Here is a 24,034-nt window from a genome sequence, read left to right on the forward strand (position 1 = left end):
ATGGCAACGCTACTGGTGCTCCACGGCCCCAACCTCAACCTGCTCGGTACCCGCGAGCCAGGCCACTACGGCGCCGTGACCCTGGCCCAGATCAACCAGGACCTGGAGCAACGTGCCCGCGCCGCAGGCCACCATTTGCAATACCTGCAGAGCAATGCCGAGTACGAACTGATCGATCGTATTCACGCCGCACGCAACGAGGGTGTGGACTTCATCCTGATCAATCCGGCTGCTTTCACCCACACAAGCGTCGCATTACGTGACGCATTGCTTGCGGTGAGCATCCCATTCATCGAAGTGCACCTGTCCAACGTGCACAAACGCGAACCGTTCCGTCACCACTCCTACTTTTCCGATGTTGCCGTAGGGGTGATCTGCGGCTTGGGCGCCAGCGGTTATCGCCTGGCCCTGGAGTCCGCGCTGGAACAACTGGCTGCCAACGCACAGCCCAAATGATGAAAACCCTGGCCTCAGTGGGCCAGGGTTCTAGAGAAACGTTCAGTTACGTTTTTTTGTATTTCGCCCCCTGACCGAACCTTTGGGAGTTGATGATTAATGGATATCCGTAAAGTCAAGAAACTGATCGAGCTGCTGGAAGAGTCTGGCATCGACGAACTGGAGATCAAGGAAGGCGAAGAGTCGGTCCGTATCAGCCGTCACAGCAAAACCCCGGCTGCCCAACAGTTCTACGCACCTGCACCGATGGCTGCCGCACCTGTTGCTGCTCCGGTCGCCGCTGCCGCTGCCCCGGCTGCCGAAGCTGGCGCTGCTGCACCAGCCCTGAAAGGCACCGTGATCCGCTCGCCAATGGTAGGTACCTTCTACCGCAAGCCTTCGCCAACCTCGCCGAACTTCGCTGAAGTGGGCCAGACCGTGAAGAAAGGCGACACCCTGTGCATCGTCGAAGCCATGAAGATGATGAACCACATCGAAGCCGATGTTGGCGGTGTCATCGACGCCATCCTGGTAGAAGACGGCCAGCCGGTTGAGTTCGACCAGCCGCTGTTCACCGTCGTTTGAATCGCGGAGAGCCAACGATGTCTGGGAAGCTCGAAAAAGTCCTGATCGCCAACCGCGGGGAAATTGCCCTGCGGATCCTGCGTGCCTGCAAAGAGCTGGGCATCAAAACCGTCGCTGTGCACTCCACCGCCGACCGTGAACTGATGCACCTGGGCCTGGCAGACGAGTCGGTCTGCATCGGTCCTGCATCGTCCAAGGATTCCTACCTGCATATCCCGGCAATCATCGCTGCCGCCGAAGTCACCGGCGCCACCGCGATTCACCCGGGCTACGGCTTCCTGGCAGAAAACGCCGACTTCGCCGAGCAGGTTGAAAAATCCGGTTTCGCCTTCATCGGCCCGAAAGCCGACACCATTCGCCTGATGGGCGACAAGGTTTCGGCCAAGGACGCGATGATCAAGTCGGGCGTACCGACCGTACCGGGCTCCGATGGCCCGCTGCCGGAAGACGAAGAAGTCGCCCTGGCGATTGCCCGTGACGTCGGCTACCCGGTGATCATCAAGGCCGCCGGTGGTGGTGGTGGTCGCGGCATGCGCGTGGTGCACAAGGAAGAGGACCTGATTGCCTCGGCCAAGCTCACCCGTACCGAAGCCGGTGCAGCCTTCGGCAACCCGATGGTGTACCTGGAGAAGTTCCTGACCAACCCACGCCACGTGGAAGTGCAGGTACTGTCCGACGGCCAGGGCAACGCCATTCACCTGGGCGACCGTGACTGCTCGCTGCAGCGCCGTCACCAGAAGGTACTGGAAGAAGCACCAGCCCCGGGCATCGACGAGAAAGCCCGTCAGGAAGTGTTCAAGCGCTGCGTCGATGCGTGCATCGAGATCGGCTACCGTGGTGCAGGTACGTTCGAGTTCCTGTACGAAAACGGCCGCTTCTACTTCATCGAGATGAACACCCGCGTGCAGGTTGAGCACCCGGTGTCCGAGATGGTGACCGGTATCGACATCGTCAAGGAGATGCTGAGCATCGCCGCTGGCAACAAGCTGTCGTTCCGCCAGGAAGACGTGGTGATTCGTGGCCACTCGCTGGAATGCCGTATCAACGCCGAAGACCCGAAGAAGTTCATCCCGAGCCCAGGCAAGGTGAAGCACTTCCACGCACCAGGCGGCAACGGCGTACGCGTCGATTCGCACCTGTACAGCGGTTATTCGGTTCCGCCGAACTACGACTCGCTGATCGGCAAGCTGATCACCTACGGCAAGGACCGCGACGAAGCCATGGCGCGCATGCGCAATGCCCTGGACGAAATCGTCGTCGACGGCATCAAGACCAACATCCCGCTGCACCGCGACCTGGTGCGTGATGAAGGTTTCTGCAAAGGCGGCGTCAACATTCATTACCTCGAACACAAGCTGGCCAACGAGCAGTGATCGAGTAGTGTGATGTACAAAAACCCCGGCCTTGCGCCGGGGTTTTTTATTGCCTGCCAGGGCTTGAAGGCCTATCCCTTCATGCGCGGCATTTCGATGCGGTGCTCATGCACCCGCCGATACAGCGTCGCCCGCGATATCCCCAACGCCCGCGCCGCATCGGCCGGCTTCCAGCGATGGCGAATCAGTGCATCCAGCAACAACTGCCGGGCCGGGCAAGACACGCTGCTTTCAGGCGAAGCAACCGCTTCACCGCGCACCTCTTGCGGCAAGTCCTGCAATTGCACCTGCCCGCCTTCACTCACCGCGCAGGCATAGCGCAACACCTGCCGCAGCTGGCGCAAGTTCCCCGGCCAACGGTAAACCAGCAATGCTTGCAGCGCATCATCTGCCAACACCACCTCGACAGCACACGCATCGGCCTCCTCGGACAGCAGCTGATGAATCAACCCCAACCGATCCTCACGCTCCCGCAGCGGCGGCAACTCGAAGCGGGCATTGGCCAGGCGGAAGTACAGGTCTTCACGAAAACGCCCATCCTCAACCATCGCTGCCAGGTCGCGATGGGTGGCGCAGATCACCTGGATGTCCACACACTCACGCCGCGCGGCGCCCAACGGTGCCACTTCACCCTCGGCCAGCACCCGCAGCAGGCGCGTTTGCAGGTTCAGCGGCATGTCGCCGATTTCATCGAGGAACAGCGTGCCGCCATCTGCCTGCTGCAACAGCCCTTGCATGCCTTTGCTGGAGGCCCCGGTAAAGGCCCCAGCCACGTAACCAAACAGCTCGCTCTCGATCAGGCTTTCCGGAATGGCCGCACAGTTCAGCGTGACGAACGGGCCATCCCGGCGCTGGCTTTGCTGGTGCAGCTGGCGGGCGAACACTTCTTTGCCAGCCCCGGTCTCCCCTTGCACCAGTACCGCCAGATTGCAGTCCTTGACCCGCGTGGCCAAGCGCAGGTGCTGTTCGATGCGTGCGTCCTGGGCCTGGCGCAACGGTTGCGCGCGCTGGCGTTGCCGTGGTGCGCTGACCCGACCATACAGCCCCCCCAGACCCGGCAGGCGCTGGGCCGACGACGCGCTCACCCGGCGTAGCTGGTCGATGTCGAACAGCTCACCGATATGCTCGGGCAAGCGCCCCAGGCGCTCCACCAGCCGTTGCCGCGCCAGGCTGTTGATCGCCTGCAGGCGGCCATCGGCATCCCAGGCCAGCAGGTAATCCGGCTGGCTTTCCACATAACCCGGCGTACCGTGGGCGCGCATCACCCAGTGGCCTTGGGCACTGTGCATGAAAAAGGCGTTTTCGATCTCGCGGGCGGTCTGCTCCACCAGTTGGCGGATCAGATGCTGGCTACGGCGGTCGTCTGGCGACTGCAAGGCTGACACATCCACCACGCCCAACAACTCGCCCAGCGGGTCGAATACCGGTGCCGCCGTGCAGGTCAGGCCGATGAACGCAGCGCGGAAGTGGTCGCGCTTGTGCACGGTGACCGGGGCCTTGGTGGTCAACACCGCCGCCACGCCGCAGGTACCCTCCTCGCCTTCCGACCAGCAGGTGCCCAGGTACAGCCCGGCCTTGCGGCAGTCGTTGCGGATGGCCGACTCGACCCGGTAATCGATGGTGCGCCCCTGGGCATCGGTCAGCAGTACGCAGTAGTCGGCACCGCGTACCCGTTCGTGCAGGCGTGCCACGGCATCGCTGGCGATGCGCAGGAACAGTTCGGCGCGTTCGCGGCATTCGTTGAGCAGGCTTTGGGAAAGGATACGCGGCCCCTGCTGGGACCCCGGGTCGAGGCGGTAAAGGTCCATGGAGCGGCGCCATGAATCGAGAATCAGCGGTGGCACCGGCGCCTGCGGCAGGCGGTCGGCATTCTTCAACACCCTGCTGACGCAGTCGACATGGGCTCGGGAGTTCGCGGCAAGCATTCAGGCCCTCCGGTTCTCGTTGCTGTTTTTATCGTTGTCCGGCCATTAAGCGCCTCTGGGCATGCCCCGACAAGCACTGTGTGATTACCGGCTGGCTTGAGACGCCGCGTCTCAGCGTCTCGGCAATGTCGGCCTGGCGTTGGCACCCGGCGTCTCGTCAGCACCGTGGCACAGGCATGCCAGAACGCAATCAAAGCCCTCTAACCCGGCCATTTCAGCCAAATCAAAGAAAGCTGGCACCGCGCTTGCTCCTGCCTTGGCAAACAAAAATACGAGGTGCGCCATGCCGCTACCCGCCCCGATTGTCGGGATCATTGCCAACCCTGCCTCTGGCCGCGACCTGCGCCGCCTGACCGCCAATGCCGGGCTCTATTCCAGCACCGACAAGGCGTCGGCCATCCAGCGCCTGCTGGCGGCCTTCGGTGCCACCGGTATCGGCCAGGTGCTGTTGCCCAGCGACATGACCGGCATCGCCGCTGCCGTGCTCAAGGCCAGCCAGGGCCCGGGCGCCCGAGACCAACACTGGCCTGCCCTCGAAATACTCGACCTGCCGCTGACCCAGACCGTTGCCGACACCCGCCAGGCCACCCGGCACATGGTCGAGCGCGGCGTGGCGATGATCGCCGTACTCGGTGGCGATGGCACCCACAAGGCGGTCGCTGCCGAGGCCGGTGACGTGCCGCTGCTGACGTTGTCCACCGGCACCAACAATGCGTTCCCCGAACTGCGCGAAGCCACCAGCGCTGGCCTTGCCGGTGGCCTGTTCGCCAGCGGCCTGGTGCCCGCCAGCATCGGCCTGCGCCGTAACAAGCGCCTGCTGGTAAAAGTGCCCGAGCAACAGCTGGCCGAATGGGCCTTGGTCGAAGTGGCCGTGTCGCCACAGCGCTTCATCGGCGCCCGTGCGCTCAGCCGCAGCGAGGACCTGTGCGAAGTCTTCGCCTGCTTCGCCGAACCCCATGCCATCGGCCTGTCGGCCCTGTGCGGCCTGTGGTGCCCAGTGTCACGCCAAGACCCGCACGGCGCCTGGGTGCGCCTGAACCCCGGCGCCGAACAAGCATTGCTCGCGCCGCTGGCCCCCGGCCTGCTGCAAGCCTGCGGCATTACCGCCAGCGGCCCGCTGACACCTGGCGTTGCCCATCGACTGAGCCTGACCAGCGGCACCCTGGCCCTGGACGGCGAACGCGAGATCGAATTCGCCGAGCACGACACGCCCACCATCACCCTCGACCACCAAGGCCCGTTGAGCGTGGATGTCGAGGCCGTACTGGCGCATGCCGCCCGCCATCACCTGCTGGCCGTCCCGCGCGGCCACCGGCTGCACCCTGCATCCCCGCGTTGAGACAACCCTGGAGAACAACAAGATGTCCAATCAACTGAGTACCGAACAACTGCTGCATGCCTATGAAGTGATGCGCACCATCCGTGCTTTCGAAGAACGCCTGCATGTGGAATTCGCCACCGGCGAGATCCCAGGCTTTGTCCACCTGTACGCTGGCGAAGAGGCCTCGGCCGCCGGGGTCATGGCCCACTTGCGCGACAGCGACTGCATCGCGTCAACCCACCGGGGTCATGGCCACTGCATTGCCAAGGGCGTGGACGTGTACGGCATGATGGCCGAGATCTACGGCAAGAAGACCGGCGTGTGTGGCGGCAAGGGCGGCTCGATGCACATTGCCGACCTGGAGAAAGGCATGCTCGGCGCCAACGGCATCGTCGGCGCTGGCGCTCCGCTGGTAGCCGGGGCAGCGCTGGCCGCCAAGATCAAAGGCCGCGACGATGTATCGGTGGCCTTCTTCGGCGATGGCGCCTCCAACGAAGGTGCGGTGTTCGAGGCCATGAACATGGCGTCGATCATGAACCTGCCCTGCATCTTCGTGGCCGAAAACAACGGCTATGCCGAGGCAACTGCCTCCAATTGGTCCGTAGCCTGCGACCATATTGCCGACCGCGCCGCCGGTTTCGGCATGCCGGGTGTCACCATCGACGGCTTCGACTTCTTTGCGGTGTACGAGGCCGCTGGCGCAGCCATCGAGCGCGCACGCTCCGGGCAAGGCCCGTCGCTGATCGAGGTCAAGCTCAGCCGCTACTACGGCCACTTCGAAGGCGATGCGCAAACCTACCGCGCCCCGGATGAAGTGAAGAACCTGCGCGAATCCCGCGATTGCCTGATGCAGTTCCGCAACAAGACCACCCGAGCCGGCCTGCTCACTGCCGAGCAACTGGACGCCATCGACGCCCGCATCGAAGACCTGATCGAAGACGCCGTGCGCCGCGCCAAGTCCGATCCCAAGCCACAGCCCGCCGACCTGCTCACCGACGTCTACGTCGCCTACCCCTGAGCCGCGGATTACAAGAACAACAGGAGAACCACCATGGCAAGAAAGATCAGCTACCAGCAGGCCATCAACGAAGCCCTGGCCCAGGAAATGCGCCGCGACAGCACGGTGTTCATCATTGGCGAAGACGTGGCCGGCGGTGCCGGTGCCCCCGGCGAGGATGACGCCTGGGGTGGCGTGCTGGGCGTGACCAAAGGCCTGTACCACCAGTTTCCCGGCCGTGTGCTGGACGCGCCGCTGTCGGAAATCGGCTACGTCGGGGCCGCCGTCGGGGCCGCCACCCAGGGCCTGCGCCCGGTGTGCGAGCTGATGTTCGTCGACTTCGCCGGCTGCTGCCTGGACCAGATCCTCAACCAGGCCGCCAAGTTCCGCTACATGTTCGGCGGCAAGGCAGTCACCCCGCTGGTGATGCGCACCATGTATGGCGCCGGCCTGCGTGCGGCGGCCCAGCACTCGCAGATGCTCACCTCGCTGTGGACGCACATCCCGGGCCTGAAAGTGGTGTGCCCGTCCTCGCCTTACGATGCCAAAGGCCTGTTGATCCAGGCGATCCGCGACAACGACCCGGTGATCTTCTGCGAGCACAAGCTGCTGTACAGCATGCAGGGCGAGGTGCCGGAAGAGGTGTACACGGTGCCGTTCGGCGAGGCCAACTTCCTGCGCGATGGTGACGATGTGACCCTGGTCACTTACGGGCGCATGGTGCATGTGGCGCTGGAGGCTGCCAACAACCTGGCCCGCCAGGGCATCGACTGCGAAGTGCTGGACCTGCGCACCACCAGCCCGCTGGACGAAGACAGCATTCTGGAAAGCGTGGAAAAAACCGGCCGCCTGGTGGTGATCGACGAAGCCAACCCACGTTGCTCCATGGCCACCGACATCAGCGCGCTGGTGGCGCAGAAGGCCTTCGGCGCGCTCAAGGGCCCGATCGAAATGGTCACCGCACCGCACACCCCTGTGCCGTTCTCCGATGCGCTGGAAGACCTGTACATCCCTGACGCGGCGAAGATCGAGGCTGCCGTGCGCAAGGTGATCGAAGCTGCAAGGAGTGCCGCATGAGCCAGATCCATACCCTGACCATGCCCAAGTGGGGCCTTTCGATGACCGAGGGCCGGGTGGACGCCTGGCTCAAGCAGGAAGGCGACGAAATCAACAAGGGCGACGAGGTGCTGGACGTCGAGACCGACAAGATCAGCAGCAGCGTCGAAGCCCCGTTCAGTGGTGTATTGCGCCGCCAGGTAGCCAAACCGGATGAAACCCTGCCGGTTGGCGCACTGCTGGCGGTGGTGGTGGAAGGCGAAGCCGAGGAAGCCGAGATCGACGCGGTGGTGCAGCGCTTCCAGGCCGAGTTCGTCGCCGAAGGGGGCGCCGATCAGGCCCAAGGGCCGGCCCCGCAGAAGGCTGAAGTGGGCGGCCGCCTGCTGCGCTGGTTCGAACTGGGCGAAGGCGGTACGCCGCTGATACTGGTACACGGCTTTGGCGGCGACCTCAACAACTGGCTGTTCAACCACCCGGCGCTGGCAGCCGAGCGCCGGGTGATCGCCCTCGACCTACCGGGGCACGGCGAGTCGGCCAAGGCCCTGCAACGGGGCGACCTGGATGAACTGAGCGAAACCGTGCTGGCCCTGCTCGACCACCTGGACATCGTCAAGGCCCACCTGGCCGGCCATTCCATGGGGGGCGCGGTCAGCCTGAACGTCGCGCGCCTGGCGCCGCAGCGGGTGGCCAGCCTGAGCCTGATCGCCAGTGCCGGCCTGGGTGAGGCAATCAATGGGCAGTACCTGCAAGGCTTTGTTGCCGCCGCAAACCGCAACGCCCTCAAACCGCAGATGGTGCAGCTGTTCGCCGACCCGGCACTGGTCACCCGGCAGATGCTGGAAGACATGCTCAAGTTCAAGCGCCTGGAAGGTGTCGATGATGCCTTGCGCCAGCTGGCAATAGCCATTGCCGACGGTGACAGGCAGCGCCACGACCTGCGCGGCGTGCTGGGGCAGCATCCGGCATTGGTGGTGTGGGGTGGCAAGGACGCGATTATCCCGGCCAGCCACGCAGAGGGCCTGGAGGCCGAAGTGCTGGTGCTGCCAGAGGCCGGGCATATGGTGCAGATGGAGGCGGCCGAACAGGTCAACCAGCAGGTGCTCGCATTCCTGCGCAAGCACTAAGCCCTTTCCCGTGAGCCTGGAGAACAACAATGAATGACCTGAGCCACACCCACATGCGCGCTGCCGTCTGGCATGGCCGCAATGATATTCGCGTCGAACAGGTACCCCTGCCAGCCGACCCTGCACCCGGCTGGGTGCAGATCAAGGTGGACTGGTGCGGCATCTGCGGCTCCGACCTGCACGAATACGTCGCCGGCCCGGTGTTCATCCCGGTGGAAGCACCGCACCCGCTGACCGGCATCCAGGGCCAGTGCATCCTCGGCCACGAATTCTGCGGCCAGATCGCCAAGCTTGGCGAAGGGGTGGAGGGCTTTGCGGTAGGTGACCCGGTGGCGGCGGACGCCTGCCAGCATTGTGGTACTTGCTATTACTGCACCCACGGTCTTTACAACATCTGCGAGCGCCTGGCGTTCACCGGCCTGATGAACAATGGCGCCTTTGCCGAGTTGGTCAACGTCCCCGCCAACCTGCTGTACCGCTTGCCTCAAGGTTTCCCGCCAGAGGCCGGGGCACTGATCGAACCGCTGGCGGTGGGTATGCACGCGGTGAAAAAGGCCGGCAGCCTGCTTGGGCAAACCGTTGTAGTGGTGGGTGCCGGCACCATCGGCCTGTGCACCATCATGTGCGCCAAGGCTGCGGGCGCGGCGCAAGTGATTGCGCTGGAAATGTCCTCGGCGCGCAAGGCCAAGGCCAAAGAGGTAGGCGCCAACGTGGTGCTGGACCCCAGCCAGTGCGACGCGCTGGCGGAAATCCGTGCACTGACCGCCGGGCTGGGGGCCGATGTGAGCTTTGAGTGCATCGGCAACAAGCACACGGCCAAGCTGGCCATCGACACCATCCGCAAGGCGGGTAAGTGCGTGCTGGTGGGTATTTTTGAAGAGCCTAGCGAGTTCAACTTCTTCGAATTGGTATCCACCGAGAAGCAGGTACTGGGAGCGTTGGCGTACAACGGCGAGTTTGCCGATGTGATTGCCTTCATTGCGGATGGCCGGCTGGATATTCGCCCGCTGGTGACCGGGCGGATAGGGTTGGAGCAGATTGTCGAACTTGGCTTCGAGGAACTGGTGAACAACAAAGAGGAGAACGTGAAGATCATCGTTTCGCCGGGCGTGCGCTGATAGCACCACCTGCACAACCCTCAAAGGCTGCGCAGATCCTGTGGGAGCGGCCTTGTGTCGCGAAAGGGTCGCGGAGCGGCCCCAGAATTTCTGCCACGCTGCAAGATTGCCGGGGCTGCTGCGCAGCCCTTTCGCGACACAAGGCCGCTCCCACAAAGACCGCAGATCATTGATGTCATATCTGCGGCCTGTCGCCTCATCTGCTTATGCCATATCTGTCTCGCCCCCCCATTCTGCGTCATACTCGGCAGACCTATTGCCCGGTCCTCGCCATGCGTCCACTGCTCCCCATTACCCTGGTCCTGTTGCTCGCCGCCTGTGGCGATGGCGAATCGCTGCTTCCGCCGGACGCGCGCCTGCCTGACGGGGGGCGTTACCGGGGTCAGGTGGTCGATGGCCTGCTGCAGGGCGAGGGCCGTATCGACTACCCCAACGGCAGCTGGTACGCCGGCGGCTTCAAGGACGGCCAGTGGCACGGCCAGGGAGAATGGCACGGCCAGAACGGCGAGGTGTACCGTGGCCAGTTCGCCGGGGGGCTGTTCCAGGGACTGGGCGACCTGACCACGCCGGGCAGCCACTACGCCGGCACCTTCAAGCATGGCCGCCGCGATGGCGAAGGCACGCTCAAGCAAGCCGACCAGACCTACCGAGGCCAGTTCAAGGACGACCTCTACGAAGGCGCGGGCGAACTGGAACTGGCCGACGGCAGCCGCTACCAGGGCTTGTTCGCCAAGGGCAAACCCAACGGCGCCGGCGTACGCAGCGATGCCAGCGGCAACCAGTTCAGTGGCCGCTTCGTCAACGGCGAGCTGCAAGGCAGCGGCACCTACGACAGCGTTGACGGTGAACAGTACATCGGCGAGTTCAAGGACAACCGCCTGGAAGGTCGCGGCCGTTACGAAAACGCCGATGGCGATGTGTGGATTGGCGAATTCAAGGATGGCTCATTGATCGGCGAAGGCGAACTGCTGGGCAGCGATGGCAGCCATTACAAAGGCGAGTTCGCCGACTGGCGCCTGTCGGGCCAGGGCAGCCTGCAGCTGGCCGACGGCAGCAAGTACATCGGCGGTTTCCTGAACGATGCCTACCACGGGCATGGGCGATTGATCCTGGCCAGCGGCCAGGTCGAAAGCGGCGTCTGGGTCAATGGCGTGCGGGTACGTGACCAGAAGGGCCAGTTGCTGCCCGATCCGCTGGACCTGGCCCTGCTCAACCAGGGCCGGCTGCTGGACGAGGCGCTGGCCCGTGTACCGCGCTCAGCCCCATCGATCCAGCTGTACAGCCTGGTGGTGGCCGGCGATGGCCAGCAAAGCGTGTTCCTGCGCGAAGCCGACTATGTCAGCAACATGCTCAAGGTGCGCTTTGGCGCCCGTGGCCAGGTGACCTTGGTCAACCACCGCGACCACATGGCCAGCCGCCCCATGGCCACTCGCGAAAACCTTACCCGTGCCGCCCGCACCCTGGCCGAGCGCAGCGGCCCTGAAGACCTGGTGTTCATCTACCTTACCAGCCATGGCAGCCAGGACCATCAACTGGTACTCGACCAGCCGCGCCTGCAGTTGGCTGACCTTTCCGCCGACGAACTGGCCACTGCCCTGGCGCCGCTCAAGGATCGAGACAAGGTAATCGTCATCTCGGCCTGCTATTCAGGGGGCTACATCGCTCCGCTCAAGGATGAGCGCACGCTGATCATGACGGCGGCCCGGGCCGACCGCGTGTCTTTCGGTTGCTCGGAAGAAGCCGACTTCACCTACTTTGGCGATGCCCTGTTCGCCGAAGCGCTGAACCAGACCGACGACCTCAAACAGGCATTTGAACTGGCACGTACCAGCGTTGCCGAAAGAGAACAAAGGGAAGGCTTCGAGGCCTCCGAGCCGCAGCTGTGGGCACCGCCCGCCGTGCTCGAGCACTGGCAGCAGCTGCGCCGGCAACAGGCCGAAGAAGCGTTGCGTAGCGCCACACAGGCCAGCGCGGGGCGACAAGCAGAAACGCCCGGCAACCACTAGACTTGTGTGTAACAAGGGAGAGACATCATGTATTTGACGCCTCAGCATGTCCTGCTTGCCGGTGCCACGGGTCTGACAGGTGAACACCTGCTCGACCGCCTGCTCAACGAGCCCACCATAACCCGCGTACTGGCGCCCACTCGCCGGCCGCTGGCCGAGCATCCGCACCTGGAAAACCCGGTGGGCGACCCGGCGGTATTCCTTCCCCAGTTGGCCGGGCGGGTCGATATCGCCTATTGCTGCCTGGGCACCACGCTGAAGCAGGCCGGCTCCGAATCGGCGTTCCGTGCGGTGGACCTGGACATGGTGGTGGCGTTCAGCAAACGTGCCCGGGAAATGGGCGCGCGGCATCTGTTGGTGGTCAGCGCGCTGGGTGCCGACCCGAAATCGTCGATTTTCTACAACCGGGTCAAAGGTGAGATGGAAGAGGCGCTGAAGGCCCAGGACTGGCCGCAGTTGACCATCGTGCGACCGTCGTTGCTGCTGGGCGAACGCATTCAGCCACGCCTCAGTGAGCAGTTGGTTTCGCCGTTTTCCAGGCTGATACCGGGTAAATACCGGGGGATCGAGGCTTGCACCCTGGCGCGGGCGCTTTGGCGGCTGGCGTTAGAGGAAGAGGACGGGATACGGGTTGTGGAGTCGGATGAGTTGCGCAGGTTGGGCAAGAAATAGGCGTTACCTGTGATGGCCCTATCGCCGGCAAGCCAGCTCCCACAGGTACTGCACCAGGCTTGAGGGCAGTGCATATCCTGTGGGAGCTGGCTTGCCGGCGATAGGGCCGTTACAGGCCACCGGTGGCCTGGAAGCCTACACCGGCTGCTGTCAGCAACGACAACGGCAACAACAGGGTATCGAGCAACATGCTCCCCGGCAGGTCCAGCCCAGGATAGGCCGGGGCATCAGCCCCGTAATGATCACGCGGGCAGCACCCACCATTGATCACGTACAAATCCAGCCGGGTACCGGCATACACCACCGGCGCCCCGGGTTTGGCGGCATCCAGCGTGCGTACCGTGGCGCAACCTCCCAGCATCACCAGCGCCAGCCCCCCCACCAACGCTCGCTTCAATCATCCACCCCAAAGTGGTGCTCACCCCAACGCGGCAACATGTCCTGGGGAATGTTCAGCAGGTTGAGAATACGCGCGACGACAAAGTCGACCAGGTCGTCGATGGTCTGCGGCTGGTGGTAGAAGCCCGGTGCCGCCGGCAGGATCACCGCGCCCATCTGCGACAGCTTGAGCATGTTTTCCAGGTGGATGGTGGAAAACGGCGCTTCGCGTGGCACCAGGATCAGTTGCCGACGTTCCTTGAGGGTAACGTCGGCAGCGCGTTCGATCAGGTTGTTGCAGGCACCGGTGGCAATGGCCGACAAGGTGCCGGTGGAACAGGGCACCACCACCATCGCCGCCGGGGCTCCGGAGCCGGAGGCCACCGGTGACATCCAGTCTTCCTTGCCGTACACACGGATCTGCCCATCGGCGGCGCCGGTGTATTCGGTAAGGAAGGCCTGCATCGCCTGGGGCTTGGCCGGCAGCAGCACGTCGGTCTCGGTGGCCATTACCAGTTGCGCGGCCTTGGAGATCAGGAAGTGCACTTCGCGGTCTTCGCGCACCAGGCAATCGAGCAGGCGCAGGCCATACTGGGCGCCCGAAGCGCCCGTCATGGCCAGGGTGATGCGTTCCGGCCCGCTCACGTCAGCGCCTCGGCCAGCTTGCCGTGCAGGCCACCAAAGCCGCCGTTGCTCATGATCACCACATGAGTGCCCGGGCGGGCCTGGCCTTTGACGCGTTCGATGATCGCGTCAAGGCTGTCGGCTACTACGCTCGGGACCTTGCACTGCGCGGCGGTGGCCGCCAGGTCCCAGCCGAGGTTGGCCGGGGCGTACCAGATAACCTGGTCGGCGTCGTTGACGCTCTCTGGCAAACCGTCACGGTGGGCGCCCAGCTTCATCGAGTTGGAGCGTGGTTCGATCACGGCAATCACCGGGGCCTCGCCAACACGCTTGCGCAGGCCATCGAGGGTGGTGGCGATGGCGGTCGGGTGGTGGGCGAAATCATCGTAGATGGTCACGCCCTGCACTTCGGCCACCTTTTCCATGCGCCGTTTTACGCTCTTGAACGCGCTGAGGCCTTCGATGCCCATGGCCGGGACCACGCCGACATGGCGGGCGGCGGCCAGGGTGGCCAGCGCGTTGGCAACGTTGTGCTGGCCCGTCAGTGCCCAGTCCACCACACCTTGCGCTTCGCCTTCGAACAACACTTCGAAACGCGAGCCGTCGGGGCTGAGCAGGCGCGCCTGCCACTGGCCACCAACGCCGGTGGTCTGCACCGGGGTCCAGCAGCCCATGCCGATCACCCGCTCCAGTGCTTGCTCGGTGGTGGGGTGAATCACCAGGCCTTCGCTCGGGATGGTGCGTACCAGGTGGTGGAACTGCCGCTCGATCGAGGCCAGGTCCGGGAAGATGTCCGCGTGGTCGAACTCAAGGTTGTTGAGGATCGCGGTACGCGGGTGGTAATGCACGAACTTCGAGCGTTTGTCGAAGAAGGCGCTGTCGTACTCGTCGGCTTCGACGACGAAGAACGGCGTGTCGCCCAGGCGGGCCGATACCGAGAAATTCTGCGGCACACCGCCAATCAGGAAGCCCGGGCTCATGCCGGCGTGCTCCAGCACCCAGGCCAGCATGCTGCTGGTGGTGGTCTTGCCGTGGGTACCGGCAACGGCCAGCACCCAGCGGCCTTGCAGCACATGGTCAGCCAGCCACTGTGGGCCGGAAACATAGGGCAGGCCCTTGTTCAGCACGTATTCCACTGCCGGGTTGCCGCGTGACATGGCGTTGCCGATGACCACCAGGTCGGGTGCCGGGTCCAGCTGGGCCGGGTCATAGCCTTGGGTCAGCTCGATGCCCTGGGCTTCGAGCTGGGTGCTCATCGGGGGATAGACGTTGGCGTCAGAGCCGGTGACGCGATGGCCAAGTTCCTTGGCCAGCACCGCCAGCGAGCCCATGAAAGTGCCGCAAATACCGAGAATGTGAATATGCATGGTCGACCTCGCAAAACATCGAGGCAGGGTAGCCCAGGGCGCGACAAATCGCACCCGCTGTTTCGCTCAGTCGGCCCTCGCAATGCCGTGTTTGCGCAGTTTTCGATACAAGGTATTGCGGCTGATGCCCAGATGCTCGGCGACACGGGTCAGGTGCCAGTGTTTTGCCTCCAGGGTCGCCATCAGCGCTTGGCGCTCGGCATCCTCCAACACAACTGGCCCTATCGCCGGCAAGCCAGCTCCCACAGGGTTTGCACGCCCCTCAGGCCTGGTGCAGTACCTGTGGGAGCTGGCTTGCCGGCGATCGAGGGCGACGTCCTCGCGAACAACGGCGGGGAGATCCAAGAACTCGATTCGGGCATCCTCGCAAAGCGCCACCAAAGTACGCAGCACATTGCGCATCTGCCGCACGTTCCCCGGCCAGGCAAAGTCGAGCAGTGCCTGCCGTGCGTGGGGCTCCAGCTCGACCCGTTGTCCCTGCGCCTCCTGATGCAGCAAAAAGTCCAGCAGCTGCGCTTTGTCACTGCGTTCACGCACCGCCGGCAACGCCACCTCCAGGCCATTCAGGCGGTAATACAGGTCCTCGCGGAAACTGCCCTGCTCCACCCGCTCCAGCAAGTCGCGGTGGGTGGCGCTGACAATACGGACATCCACCGCTTGCGGCTCGCCACCGATGGGCACCACCTGGCGCTCTTCCAGTACCCGCAGCAGGCGGGTTTGCAAGGCCAGCGGCATGTCGCCGATCTCGTCCAGCAGCAAGGTGCCGCCGTCGGCCTGCAGCAGCTTGCCGCGCATGCCTTCTTTGCGTGCTCCAGTAAAACTGCCGCCTCGGTAACCGAACAACTCGCTCTCGATCAGGCTCTCCGGGATCGAGGCACAGTTGATGGCGATGAACGGCTTGCCGCGTCGCCCACTGGCCTGGTGCACGGCCTGGGCAAACGCTTCTTTGCCACAACCGGTTTCACCACGCAGCAACAGCGGCACGTCACGCTCGAACACCCGTACGCTGCGGCGGAATTCGTTCTGCAGAGCCGGGTCGAGCAGGCAGATGGCCGGTTCCATCGGGTGCATGGGCAAGGGTTGCGCAACAGGCACCGACCACACCGGCGCACGGGCCTTGCCGCGCAGGCTGGCAAACACCTGGCGACCGTCCAGCGTATGCAGCGGCCAGACCGTGCTGCCAGCGGGGGTGGCGCGGCTGAACAGTTCGTCGTGGCTACAGGCAAAAAAGCGCTCCACGGGTTTGCCCAGCACGCCACCGCGCACGCTGCCCAGCAGGTTCAACGCGCTCTGGTTGGCAGCACAGATCCGCCCATCGCCGTCGAACGCCAGCAGGCCTTCGCTGAACAGGCCGACCGACTCGGCCTGCAGGTGAAAACGCAGCAGCCACTGCTGCTCGAAGTGGCGCAGGAAATAGCAGCTTTCAATCATCTTCGCCGACAGGTTCACCAGCGCCATGGTGTGGAACTGGCTCTGGCGCGACACGTCAGGCCGTGCCGATGACACATCCAGCACCGCCAGCAGTTCGCCATGCGGGTCGAACACCGGGCTGGCCGAGCAGGTCAGGCCAGTGTGGCGGCCGCGAAAGTGCTCGTTCTGGTGAATGGTCAACGCCTGGCGCTCGACCAGGCAGGTGCCGATGCCGTTGGTGCCCTCGCGCGCCTCGCTCCAGTCGGCGCCCAACCACAGCCCGGCACGCTCGAAGCTGCGCCGCTCGGTGGCCGCGCTGACGCAGTTGAGGATCACCCCGCGGGCGTCGGTCAGCAGTACCGCATGGCCGGCGCCGGAAAGCTGCTGGTGCAGGCTGTTCATTTCATGATCGGCAATTTGCAGCACCTGGCGCAGGCGCTCGCGGCTTTCCAGCAAACGCCCATGCTCAAGCACCACGGGCGCCTCGATCACCGAAGGGTCGAGGTGGTAGTCCTCCAGGCAGCGCAGCCAGGAACGAGCAATGGACGGGTCACTGCCCCCCTCCCCGGCCCCACCATGGGCAACGGTATGCACTTGCTGGGCATGGCGAATGAAAGGATTGCTCTGCATTTGTTGTAGTTCTCCGCAGATAGAGAGTTCCGCCAGCATCCTCCACCCGGGAAGCCTTTGCAATGCACCCGCCTGTGACGTGTCGCAAATGGCACAAAGTGTCACCCCCGCGCGTACCGGGGCTGGTACAGCGGCCAATCACAGGGCCTTGGCAACTGACCCAAGTCATTGATTTGCCTGGTGTGCGAAACGCTGGCCCAACCTTTGCTCTACGCTTTCCAACTCCTCAACAAACATAACAGCCAGGAGACACACCATGCGTTACGCACATCCCGGTACCGAGGGCGCGAAGGTTTCCTTCAAGAGCCGCTACGGCAACTACATCGGTGGCGAGTTCGTAGCTCCGGTCAAGGGGCAGTACTTTGAAAACACGTCCCCGGTGAATGGCAAGCTGATCGCCGAATTCCCCCGTTCCACTGCCGAAGACATCGATAAGGCGCTCGACGCCGCCCACGCCGCTGCCGACGCCTGGGGCCGCACTTCAGTGCAGGACCGCTCCAACGTGCTGTTGAAGATCGCCGACCGCATCGAGCAAAACCTCGAACTGCTGGCGATTACCGAAACCTGGGACAACGGCAAGCCGGTCCGCGAAACCCTCAACGCCGACATTCCGCTGGCGGTCGACCACTTCCGCTACTTCGCCGGCTGCATCCGCGCCCAGGAAGGCGGTGCTGCCGAAATCAACGAAGGCACCGTGGCTTACCACATTCACGAACCGCTGGGCGTGGTCGGGCAGATCATCCCGTGGAACTTCCCGATCCTGATGGCCGCCTGGAAACTTGCCCCGGCACTGGCCGCTGGCAACTGCGTGGTGCTCAAGCCTGCCGAACAGACCCCGCTGGGCATCACCGTGCTGGTCGAACTGATTGGCGACCTGCTGCCAAAAGGTGTGCTCAACGTGGTGCAAGGCTTTGGCCGCGAAGCCGGTGAAGCCCTGGCCACCAGCAAGCGCATCGCCAAGATCGCTTTCACCGGCTCCACCCCGGTGGGCTCGCACATCATGAAATGCGCAGCCGAAAACATCATTCCATCCACCGTGGAACTGGGCGGCAAGTCGCCGAACGTGTACTTCGAAGACATCATGCAAGCCGAACCGAGCTTCATCGAGAAGGCGGCCGAAGGCATGGTGCTGGCGTTCTTCAACCAGGGCGAAGTGTGCACCTGCCCATCCCGGGCACTGGTACAGGAGTCGATCTACCCGCAGTTCATGGAAGTGGTGATGAAGAAGGTGCTGCAGATCAAACGCGGCGACCCGCTGGACACCGACACCATGGTCGGCGCCCAGGCTTCGCAACAGCAGTTCGAGAAGATCCTCTCGTACCTGCAGATCGCCCAGGACGAAGGCGCCGAGCTGCTGACCGGCGGCAAGGTGGAAAAACTGGAAGGCTCGCTGGCCACCGGTTACTACATCCAGCCGACCCTGCTCAAGGGCAACAACAAGATGCGCGTGTTCCAGGAAGAAATCTTCGGCCCGGTGGTCAGCGTCACCACCTTCAAGGACGAAGCCGAAGCCCTGGCGATTGCCAACGACACCGAGTTCGGCCTGGGCGCCGGCGTGTGGACCCGCGATATCAACCGTGCCTACCGCATGGGCCGCGGGATCAAGGCTGGCCGCGTGTGGACCAACTGTTACCACCTGTACCCGGCGCATGCGGCGTTCGGCGGCTACAAGAAGTCCGGGGTTGGCCGTGAGACCCACAAGATGATGCTGGACCACTATCAGCAAACCAAGAACTTGCTGGTGAGCTACGACATTAACCCGCTGGGCTTCTTCTAAGCCCGTCAGCCAGAGCGGTTCGCGTGCACGAACCGCTCTGGCTCGCTTCCTGCAGTACCCATCACCATCGGCCCGGAACCCTTCCGGCCACCAAGAAAAAGAACAGGTGAAACTATGCCAAGCGATCATTCCGCCGGCTCGCCGGCAGGCTCTTCTGTCGACTTCGAAAAAGTCGGCTCGGACTATTTCCAGCAACGTGAACTGAAAAAAGGCGCCGCCGGCTGGGTACTGCTGGTCGGCCTGGGCGTGGCCTACGTCATTTCCGGCGACTATGCCGGCTGGAACTTCGGCCTGGCCCAGGGCGGCTGGGGCGGCATGTTCCTCGCCACCTTGCTGATGGCCACCATGTACCTGTGCATGTGCTTCTCGCTGGCCGAACTGTCGTCGATGATCCCCACCGCAGGCGGCGGCTACGGCTTTGCCCGCAGCGCCTTCGGCCCGTGGGGCGGCTTTCTGACCGGTACGGCGATCCTCATCGAATACGCCATCGCCCCTGCCGCCATTGCCGTGTTCATTGGCGCCTACTGCCAGTCACTGTTCGGCATCGGCGGCTGGATGATCTACCTGGCGTTCTACATCGTGTTCATCGGTATCCACATCTTCGGTGTGGGGGAAGCGTTGAAGCTGATGTTCATCATCACCGCCATCGCCGCCATCGCCCTGGCGGTGTTCCTGGTGAGCATGGTGCCCCATTTTGATGCAGCCAACCTGTTCGACATCGCCAAAACGGACGCGGTGGGCGCCAGCAGCTTCCTGCCGTTCGGCTATGTGGGCGTGTGGGCGGCCATTCCTTATGCCATCTGGTTCTTCCTGGCTGTCGAAGGTGTGCCACTGGCCGCCGAAGAAACCAAGAACCCCAAGCGTGACCTGCCACGCGGCCTGATCGGTGCCATGCTGGTGCTGCTGGCCTTCGCCCTGCTGATTCTGGTCGTCGGCCCCGGCGGTGCAGGCTCCGAAGCACTGAAAGCGTCTGGTAACCCGCTGGTCGAGGCACTGTCCAAAGCCTACGGTGGCAGCACCTGGATGGGCGGCTTCGTCAACCTGGTCGGTCTGGCCGGGCTGATCGCCAGCTTCTTCTCGATCATCTACGCCTATTCCCGGCAGATCTTCGCGCTGTCCCGCGCCGGCTACCTGCCACGCAAACTGTCGGAAACCAACAAAAGCAAAGCACCGGTACTGGCCTTGATCATCCCCGGCATCATCGGCTTTGCCCTGTCGCTGACCGGCCAGGGTGACCTGCTGATCCTGGTAGCCGTATTCGGCGCTACCCTGTCTTATGTGCTGATGATGGCCGCGCACATCACCCTGCGCATCCGCCGGCCGAAGATGGAGCGCCCATACCGCACCCCCGGTGGCATCTTTACCTCGGGCGTGGCGCTGGTGCTGGCCTGCATCGCTGTGGTTGCCGGCTTCCTGGTCGACCCACGGGTGGTGATTGGCGCCGCAGTGATCTATGCGGTATTAATTGCCTACTTTGCTTTCTACAGCCGCCACCACCTGGTTGCGGGCACACCGGAAGAGGAATTCGCCGCGATCCAGAAGGCCGAAGAGGCCCTGCACTGATTGCCGCCACCCGCCGCAGGGCAACCTGCGGCTCTGGAGATTCTGTATGGCAAGTTTCGTACACATGGTCGGCCACCTGGTCTACCGCTTCGACAGCCTCAAGGAAGTGATGGCCAAGGCCAGCCCGGCGCGCTCCGGGGACTACCTGGCAGGCGTTGCGGCCAGCAACGACGGCGAACGCGTCGCCGCGCAGATGGCGCTGGCCAATATCCCGCTGACGCACTTTCTCAATGAAGCGCTGATCCCTTACGAAGATGACGAGGTTACCCGCCTTATCGTCGATACCCACGATGCCCAGGCGTTCGCACCGGTCAGCCACCTGACCGTGGGCGGCCTGCGTGACTGGCTGCTGAGCGAAGAGGCCGATGAACACAGCCTGCGCGCCCTGGCGCCCGGGCTGACACCTGAAATGGCAGCAGCGGTCTCGAAGATCATGCGTGTGCAGGACCTGGTGCTGGTGGCGCAGAAGATCCGCGTGGTTACCCGTTTTCGCGGCACCATGGGCCTGCGCGGGCGCCTGTCGACCCGGCTGCAGCCGAACCACCCGACCGACGAGCCGGCCGGTATCGCCGCCAGCATTCTCGACGGCCTGCTGTACGGCAACGGCGATGCCATGATCGGCATCAACCCGGCCACCGACAGCATCGCCTCGATCTGCGCCCTGCTGGAAATGCTCGACGCCATCATCCAGCGTTACGACATCCCTACCCAGGCCTGCGTGCTGACCCACGTCACCACCTCGATCGAGGCGATCAACCGTGGCGTGCCGCTGGACCTGGTGTTCCAGTCCATCGCCGGTACCGAGGCGGCCAACGCCGGGTTTGGCATCAACCTGAACGTGCTGCAGGAAGGCTACGAAGCGGGCCTGTCGCTGAAGCGCGGCACCCTCGGGCAAAACCTGATGTACTTCGAAACCGGCCAGGGCAGCGCGCTGTCGGCCAACGCCCACCATGGTGTCGACCAGCAAACCTGCGAAACCCGCGCCTATGCCGTGGCCCGCCACTTCAAGCCGTTTCTGGTCAACACCGTGGTCGGTTTCATCGGCCCGGAGTACCTGTACAACGGCAAGCAGATCATCCGCGCCGGCCTGGAAGACCACTTCTGCGGCAAGCTGCTGGGCGTGCCGATGGGTTGCGATATCTGCTACACCAACCACGCCGAAGCCGACCAGGACGACATGGACACCCTGTTGACCCTGCTGGGGGTGGCCGGGATCAACTTCATCATGGGCATCCCCGGTTCCGACGACATCATGCTCAACTACCAGACCACCTCGTTCCACGACGCGCTGTACGCACGCCAGACCCTGGGCCTGAAGCCCGGGCCGGAATTCGAAGCGTGGCTGGCCCGCACCGGCATCTTCACCCAGGCCGATGGCCGGGTGCGCTTTGGTGACAACCTGCCGCCGGCCTTCCGCCAGGCCTTGGCACAGCTTGCATAGGGATGACCATGGCCCCTCGCACACCTACCCCCGACAACCCTTGGCTGGCCCTGCGCAACCTGACCCCGGCGCGCATCGCCCTGGGCCGCACCGGCACCAGCCTGCCGACCGGGGCGCAGCTGGACTTCCAGTTCGCCCATGCCCAGGCCCGCGATGCCGTGCACCTGGCCTTCGACCACGCCGGCCTGGCGACCCAACTGAGTGACCGTGGCCGTGACAGCCTGGTGCTGCACAGTGCCGCCAGCGACCGCCACCAGTACCTGCAGCGCCCGGACCTGGGCCGGCGGCTCAACGAAGACTCGATTGCCACCCTGCGCCAGCACGCACAGGCCAACCCCGGCGGCGTCGACCTTGCCATCGTGGTTGCCGATGGCCTGTCGGCGCTGGCTGTTCATCGCCACACCTTGCCGTTCCTGAGCCGTTTCGAGGAGCAAGCGGCCGCTGATGGCTGGACCAGCGCCCCTGTGGTGCTGGTGCAGCAGGGCCGCGTGGCAGTGGCAGACGAGGTCGGCGAATTGCTGGGCGCACGGATGACCGTGATGCTGATCGGCGAACGCCCAGGGCTCAGCTCGCCGGACAGCCTGGGCCTGTATTTCACCTACGCGCCGAAGGTCGGCCTGACCGATGCCTACCGCAACTGCATTTCCAACATCCGCCTGGAGGGCCTGAGCTATGGCATGGCGGCGCACCGCTTGCTGTACTTGATGCGCGAAGCCTGCAAACGCCAGCTTTCCGGGGTGAATCTGAAGGACGAAGCCGAGGTCCATAGCCTGGAGAGTGAAGACAGCGCCAACCAGAAAGGCAACTTCCTGCTCGGCAAAGGGTAAAAAACATGTCACGGAAGGCGGATTGCACTTGTGACGCGCATTGGGCAGCATGCCCTTGAACGCTGCAGGCATTCCGCTGTTTCCCTAAATGGACTCTGAGGGCCGCACATGCGCATCATCAAGGCAACCCTGGAACACCTCGACCTGCTCACGCCACTGTTCGTCAGATACCGTGAGTTCTATGGGCAGCTGCCCTACCCCGACAGCTCGCGCAGCTTTCTGGAAAAGCGCCTGAAACGGGATGAATCGGTGATCTACCTGGCGCTACCGGATGATGACGACAGCAAGCTGATGGGCTTCTGCCAGTTGTACCCCAGCTACTCGTCGCTATCGCTGAAGCGGGTATGGATACTCAACGACATCTACGTGGCCGAAGACTCGCGGCGCATGCTGGTGGCTGACCACCTGATGCGTGAGGCGAAGAAAATGGCGAAAGAGACCAACGCCGTGCGCATGCGGGTTTCGACCAGCGCGGACAATGAGGTAGCGCACAAGACCTACGAATCCATCGGGTTTCGTGAAGATACCGAGTTCAAGAGCTACATCCTGCCGATCAGCCAGGATTGACCGGTACCGGCCTCTTCGCGGGCAAGTCCGCGAAGAGGCCGGTACCGGAATACTCCCCCGCCGTAACCCCCCGCTACAAACTCCCCGGGCATGTTCGCGACTTAGCCGTATAATGCCCCACCTGTCATGTGTGAAAATTTACCCATCCCCAGGTAACCGAGCCTACGCCCCAGAACACAGGTGCTGTACATGGATTTCAACCCGCTGGACCTTATCCTGCATCTCGATGCCTACCTCGATCTGCTGGTCACCAATTACGGTCCCTGGATCTACGCCATCCTGTTCACCGTCATTTTCTGTGAAACAGGGCTGGTGGTAATGCCTTTCCTGCCAGGCGATTCGCTACTGTTCATCGCTGGCGCCGTGGCCGCTGGTGGTGGCATGGACCCGGTGCTGCTGGCCGGCCTGCTGATGGCTGCCGCCATCCTGGGGGACAGTACCAACTACGTGATAGGGCGAACGGCCGGCGAGCGGTTGTTCAACAACCCCAACTCGAAAATCTTCCGCCGCGATTACCTGCAGCGCACCCACGACTTCTACGAACGCCACGGCGGCAAGACCGTGACCATGGCGCGCTTCCTGCCCATCCTGCGTACCTTTGCACCGTTCGTCGCCGGCATCGCGCACATGCATTACCCACGCTTCCTCGGTTTCAGCATCGCCGGTTCGCTGCTGTGGGTGGGAGGCCTGGTTACCCTGGGTTACTTCTTCGGTAACGTGCCATTCATCAAGCAACACCTGTCGCTGATGGTGGTGGGCATCATCATCCTGTCGCTGGTGCCGATGATCCTCGGCCTGCTGCGCGGCCGCCTGGGCCGGGCCGCCAAGGCTCACTGAT

At 63.7% G+C, this 24,034-nt stretch carries 21 protein-coding genes; 16 read left to right on the forward strand and 5 right to left on the reverse strand.

Annotation, left to right across the window (positions count from 1 at the left end; translation table 11 throughout):
- From aroQ to accC, 3 genes are all read left to right on the forward strand, one after another.
- Entirely contained in the window at positions 1-456 is a 456-nt protein-coding gene (aroQ, locus tag N436_RS19310; RefSeq protein ID WP_003255330.1) for a type II 3-dehydroquinate dehydratase, read from the forward strand.
- A gap of 99 nt (positions 457-555) precedes the next feature.
- Complete coding sequence (gene accB, locus N436_RS19315) at positions 556-1,020, forward strand: acetyl-CoA carboxylase biotin carboxyl carrier protein (RefSeq protein WP_105948277.1); 465 nt, start codon at positions 556-558, stop codon at positions 1,018-1,020.
- Positions 1,021-1,037: 17 nt separating this feature from the next.
- A complete protein-coding gene (accC, locus tag N436_RS19320; protein ID WP_105948276.1) occupies positions 1,038-2,393 on the forward strand; it encodes an acetyl-CoA carboxylase biotin carboxylase subunit in 1,356 nt (451 codons plus the stop codon).
- A gap of 71 nt (positions 2,394-2,464) precedes the next feature.
- Here the strand turns inward: accC and N436_RS19325 are convergent, their stop codons facing one another.
- Positions 2,465-4,318: a sigma-54-dependent Fis family transcriptional regulator gene (locus N436_RS19325; RefSeq protein ID WP_110741752.1), complete on the reverse strand. Its 1,854-nt coding sequence runs from the start codon at positions 4,316-4,318 to the stop codon at positions 2,465-2,467.
- A 283-nt stretch (positions 4,319-4,601) separates the two neighbouring features.
- Between N436_RS19325 and N436_RS19330 the strand changes: the two genes are divergently transcribed.
- From N436_RS19330 to N436_RS19360, 7 genes are all read left to right on the forward strand, one after another.
- A complete protein-coding gene (locus N436_RS19330; protein WP_105948274.1) occupies positions 4,602-5,657 on the forward strand; it encodes an ATP-NAD kinase family protein in 1,056 nt (351 codons plus the stop codon).
- A gap of 22 nt (positions 5,658-5,679) precedes the next feature.
- A complete protein-coding gene (locus tag N436_RS19335; protein WP_016715388.1) occupies positions 5,680-6,657 on the forward strand; it encodes a thiamine pyrophosphate-dependent dehydrogenase E1 component subunit alpha in 978 nt (325 codons plus the stop codon).
- A 33-nt stretch (positions 6,658-6,690) separates the two neighbouring features.
- Positions 6,691-7,713 carry an alpha-ketoacid dehydrogenase subunit beta gene (locus N436_RS19340; protein WP_010951829.1) on the forward strand — a complete coding sequence of 341 codons (1,023 nt, stop codon included), beginning with the start codon at positions 6,691-6,693 and terminating at the stop codon, positions 7,711-7,713.
- Positions 7,710-8,816 carry an acetoin dehydrogenase dihydrolipoyllysine-residue acetyltransferase subunit gene (locus N436_RS19345; protein ID WP_110741753.1) on the forward strand — a complete coding sequence of 369 codons (1,107 nt, stop codon included), beginning with the start codon at positions 7,710-7,712 and terminating at the stop codon, positions 8,814-8,816. The genes N436_RS19340 and N436_RS19345 overlap by 4 nt, the downstream gene beginning before the upstream one ends.
- A 53-nt stretch (positions 8,817-8,869) precedes the next feature.
- Positions 8,870-9,934, forward strand: coding sequence for a 2,3-butanediol dehydrogenase (locus tag N436_RS19350; RefSeq protein ID WP_223625067.1), 1,065 nt, complete (start codon positions 8,870-8,872; stop codon positions 9,932-9,934).
- A 272-nt stretch (positions 9,935-10,206) separates the two neighbouring features.
- The gene (locus tag N436_RS19355) at positions 10,207-11,940 is read left to right on the forward strand and encodes a C13 family peptidase (RefSeq protein ID WP_110741755.1); all 1,734 of its coding nucleotides are present in this window, start codon (positions 10,207-10,209) and stop codon (positions 11,938-11,940) included.
- A gap of 27 nt (positions 11,941-11,967) precedes the next feature.
- On the forward strand, positions 11,968-12,612 hold the full coding sequence (locus N436_RS19360) for an oxidoreductase (RefSeq protein ID WP_105948270.1): 645 nt from the start codon (positions 11,968-11,970) through the stop codon (positions 12,610-12,612).
- A 109-nt stretch (positions 12,613-12,721) separates the two neighbouring features.
- Here the strand turns inward: N436_RS19360 and N436_RS19365 are convergent, their stop codons facing one another.
- From N436_RS19365 to N436_RS19380, 4 genes are all read right to left on the reverse strand, one after another.
- Positions 12,722-13,009: a YceK/YidQ family lipoprotein gene (locus N436_RS19365; protein WP_084297499.1), complete on the reverse strand. Its 288-nt coding sequence runs from the start codon at positions 13,007-13,009 to the stop codon at positions 12,722-12,724.
- Entirely contained in the window at positions 13,006-13,635 is a 630-nt protein-coding gene (gene ubiX / locus N436_RS19370; protein ID WP_016715383.1) for a flavin prenyltransferase UbiX, read from the reverse strand. The genes N436_RS19365 and ubiX overlap by 4 nt, the downstream gene beginning before the upstream one ends.
- A complete protein-coding gene (gene mpl, locus N436_RS19375) occupies positions 13,632-14,981 on the reverse strand; it encodes a UDP-N-acetylmuramate:L-alanyl-gamma-D-glutamyl-meso-diaminopimelate ligase (protein ID WP_110741756.1) in 1,350 nt (449 codons plus the stop codon). Before mpl ends, ubiX begins: the two co-directional genes overlap by 4 nt.
- 66 nt (positions 14,982-15,047) lie before the next feature.
- Positions 15,048-17,021, reverse strand: coding sequence for a sigma-54-dependent Fis family transcriptional regulator (locus N436_RS19380; protein WP_110741757.1), 1,974 nt, complete (start codon positions 17,019-17,021; stop codon positions 15,048-15,050).
- A 256-nt stretch (positions 17,022-17,277) separates the two neighbouring features.
- On the opposite strand from N436_RS19380, the gene N436_RS19385 reads away from it, so the two are divergent.
- The 6 genes from N436_RS19385 (at position 17,278) to N436_RS19410 (ending at position 24,033) form a co-directional block, all read left to right on the forward strand.
- A complete protein-coding gene (locus N436_RS19385) occupies positions 17,278-18,798 on the forward strand; it encodes an aldehyde dehydrogenase family protein (RefSeq protein WP_016715380.1) in 1,521 nt (506 codons plus the stop codon).
- A 114-nt stretch (positions 18,799-18,912) separates the two neighbouring features.
- On the forward strand, positions 18,913-20,361 hold the full coding sequence (gene eat / locus N436_RS19390) for an ethanolamine permease (protein WP_016715379.1): 1,449 nt from the start codon (positions 18,913-18,915) through the stop codon (positions 20,359-20,361).
- A 46-nt stretch (positions 20,362-20,407) separates the two neighbouring features.
- Positions 20,408-21,802 (forward strand): ethanolamine ammonia-lyase subunit EutB, encoded by a 1,395-nt coding sequence (locus N436_RS19395; RefSeq protein ID WP_110741758.1) that lies wholly within the window; start codon positions 20,408-20,410, stop codon positions 21,800-21,802.
- An 8-nt stretch (positions 21,803-21,810) separates the two neighbouring features.
- Positions 21,811-22,629: an ethanolamine ammonia-lyase subunit EutC gene (eutC, locus tag N436_RS19400; protein WP_110741794.1), complete on the forward strand. Its 819-nt coding sequence runs from the start codon at positions 21,811-21,813 to the stop codon at positions 22,627-22,629.
- Between the two features lie 108 nt (positions 22,630-22,737).
- Positions 22,738-23,196, forward strand: a complete 459-nt coding sequence (locus N436_RS19405; protein WP_016715376.1) for a GNAT family N-acetyltransferase — start codon at positions 22,738-22,740, stop codon at positions 23,194-23,196.
- A gap of 189 nt (positions 23,197-23,385) precedes the next feature.
- Positions 23,386-24,033, forward strand: coding sequence for a DedA family protein (locus N436_RS19410; RefSeq protein WP_016715375.1), 648 nt, complete (start codon positions 23,386-23,388; stop codon positions 24,031-24,033).
- The last annotated feature ends 1 nt before the right edge of the window (position 24,034 follow it).

Origin of the sequence: Pseudomonas sp. RV120224-01b, from assembly GCF_003208145.1 — a bacterium.
Classification (GTDB): Bacteria; Pseudomonadota; Gammaproteobacteria; order Pseudomonadales; family Pseudomonadaceae; genus Aquipseudomonas; species Aquipseudomonas monteilii.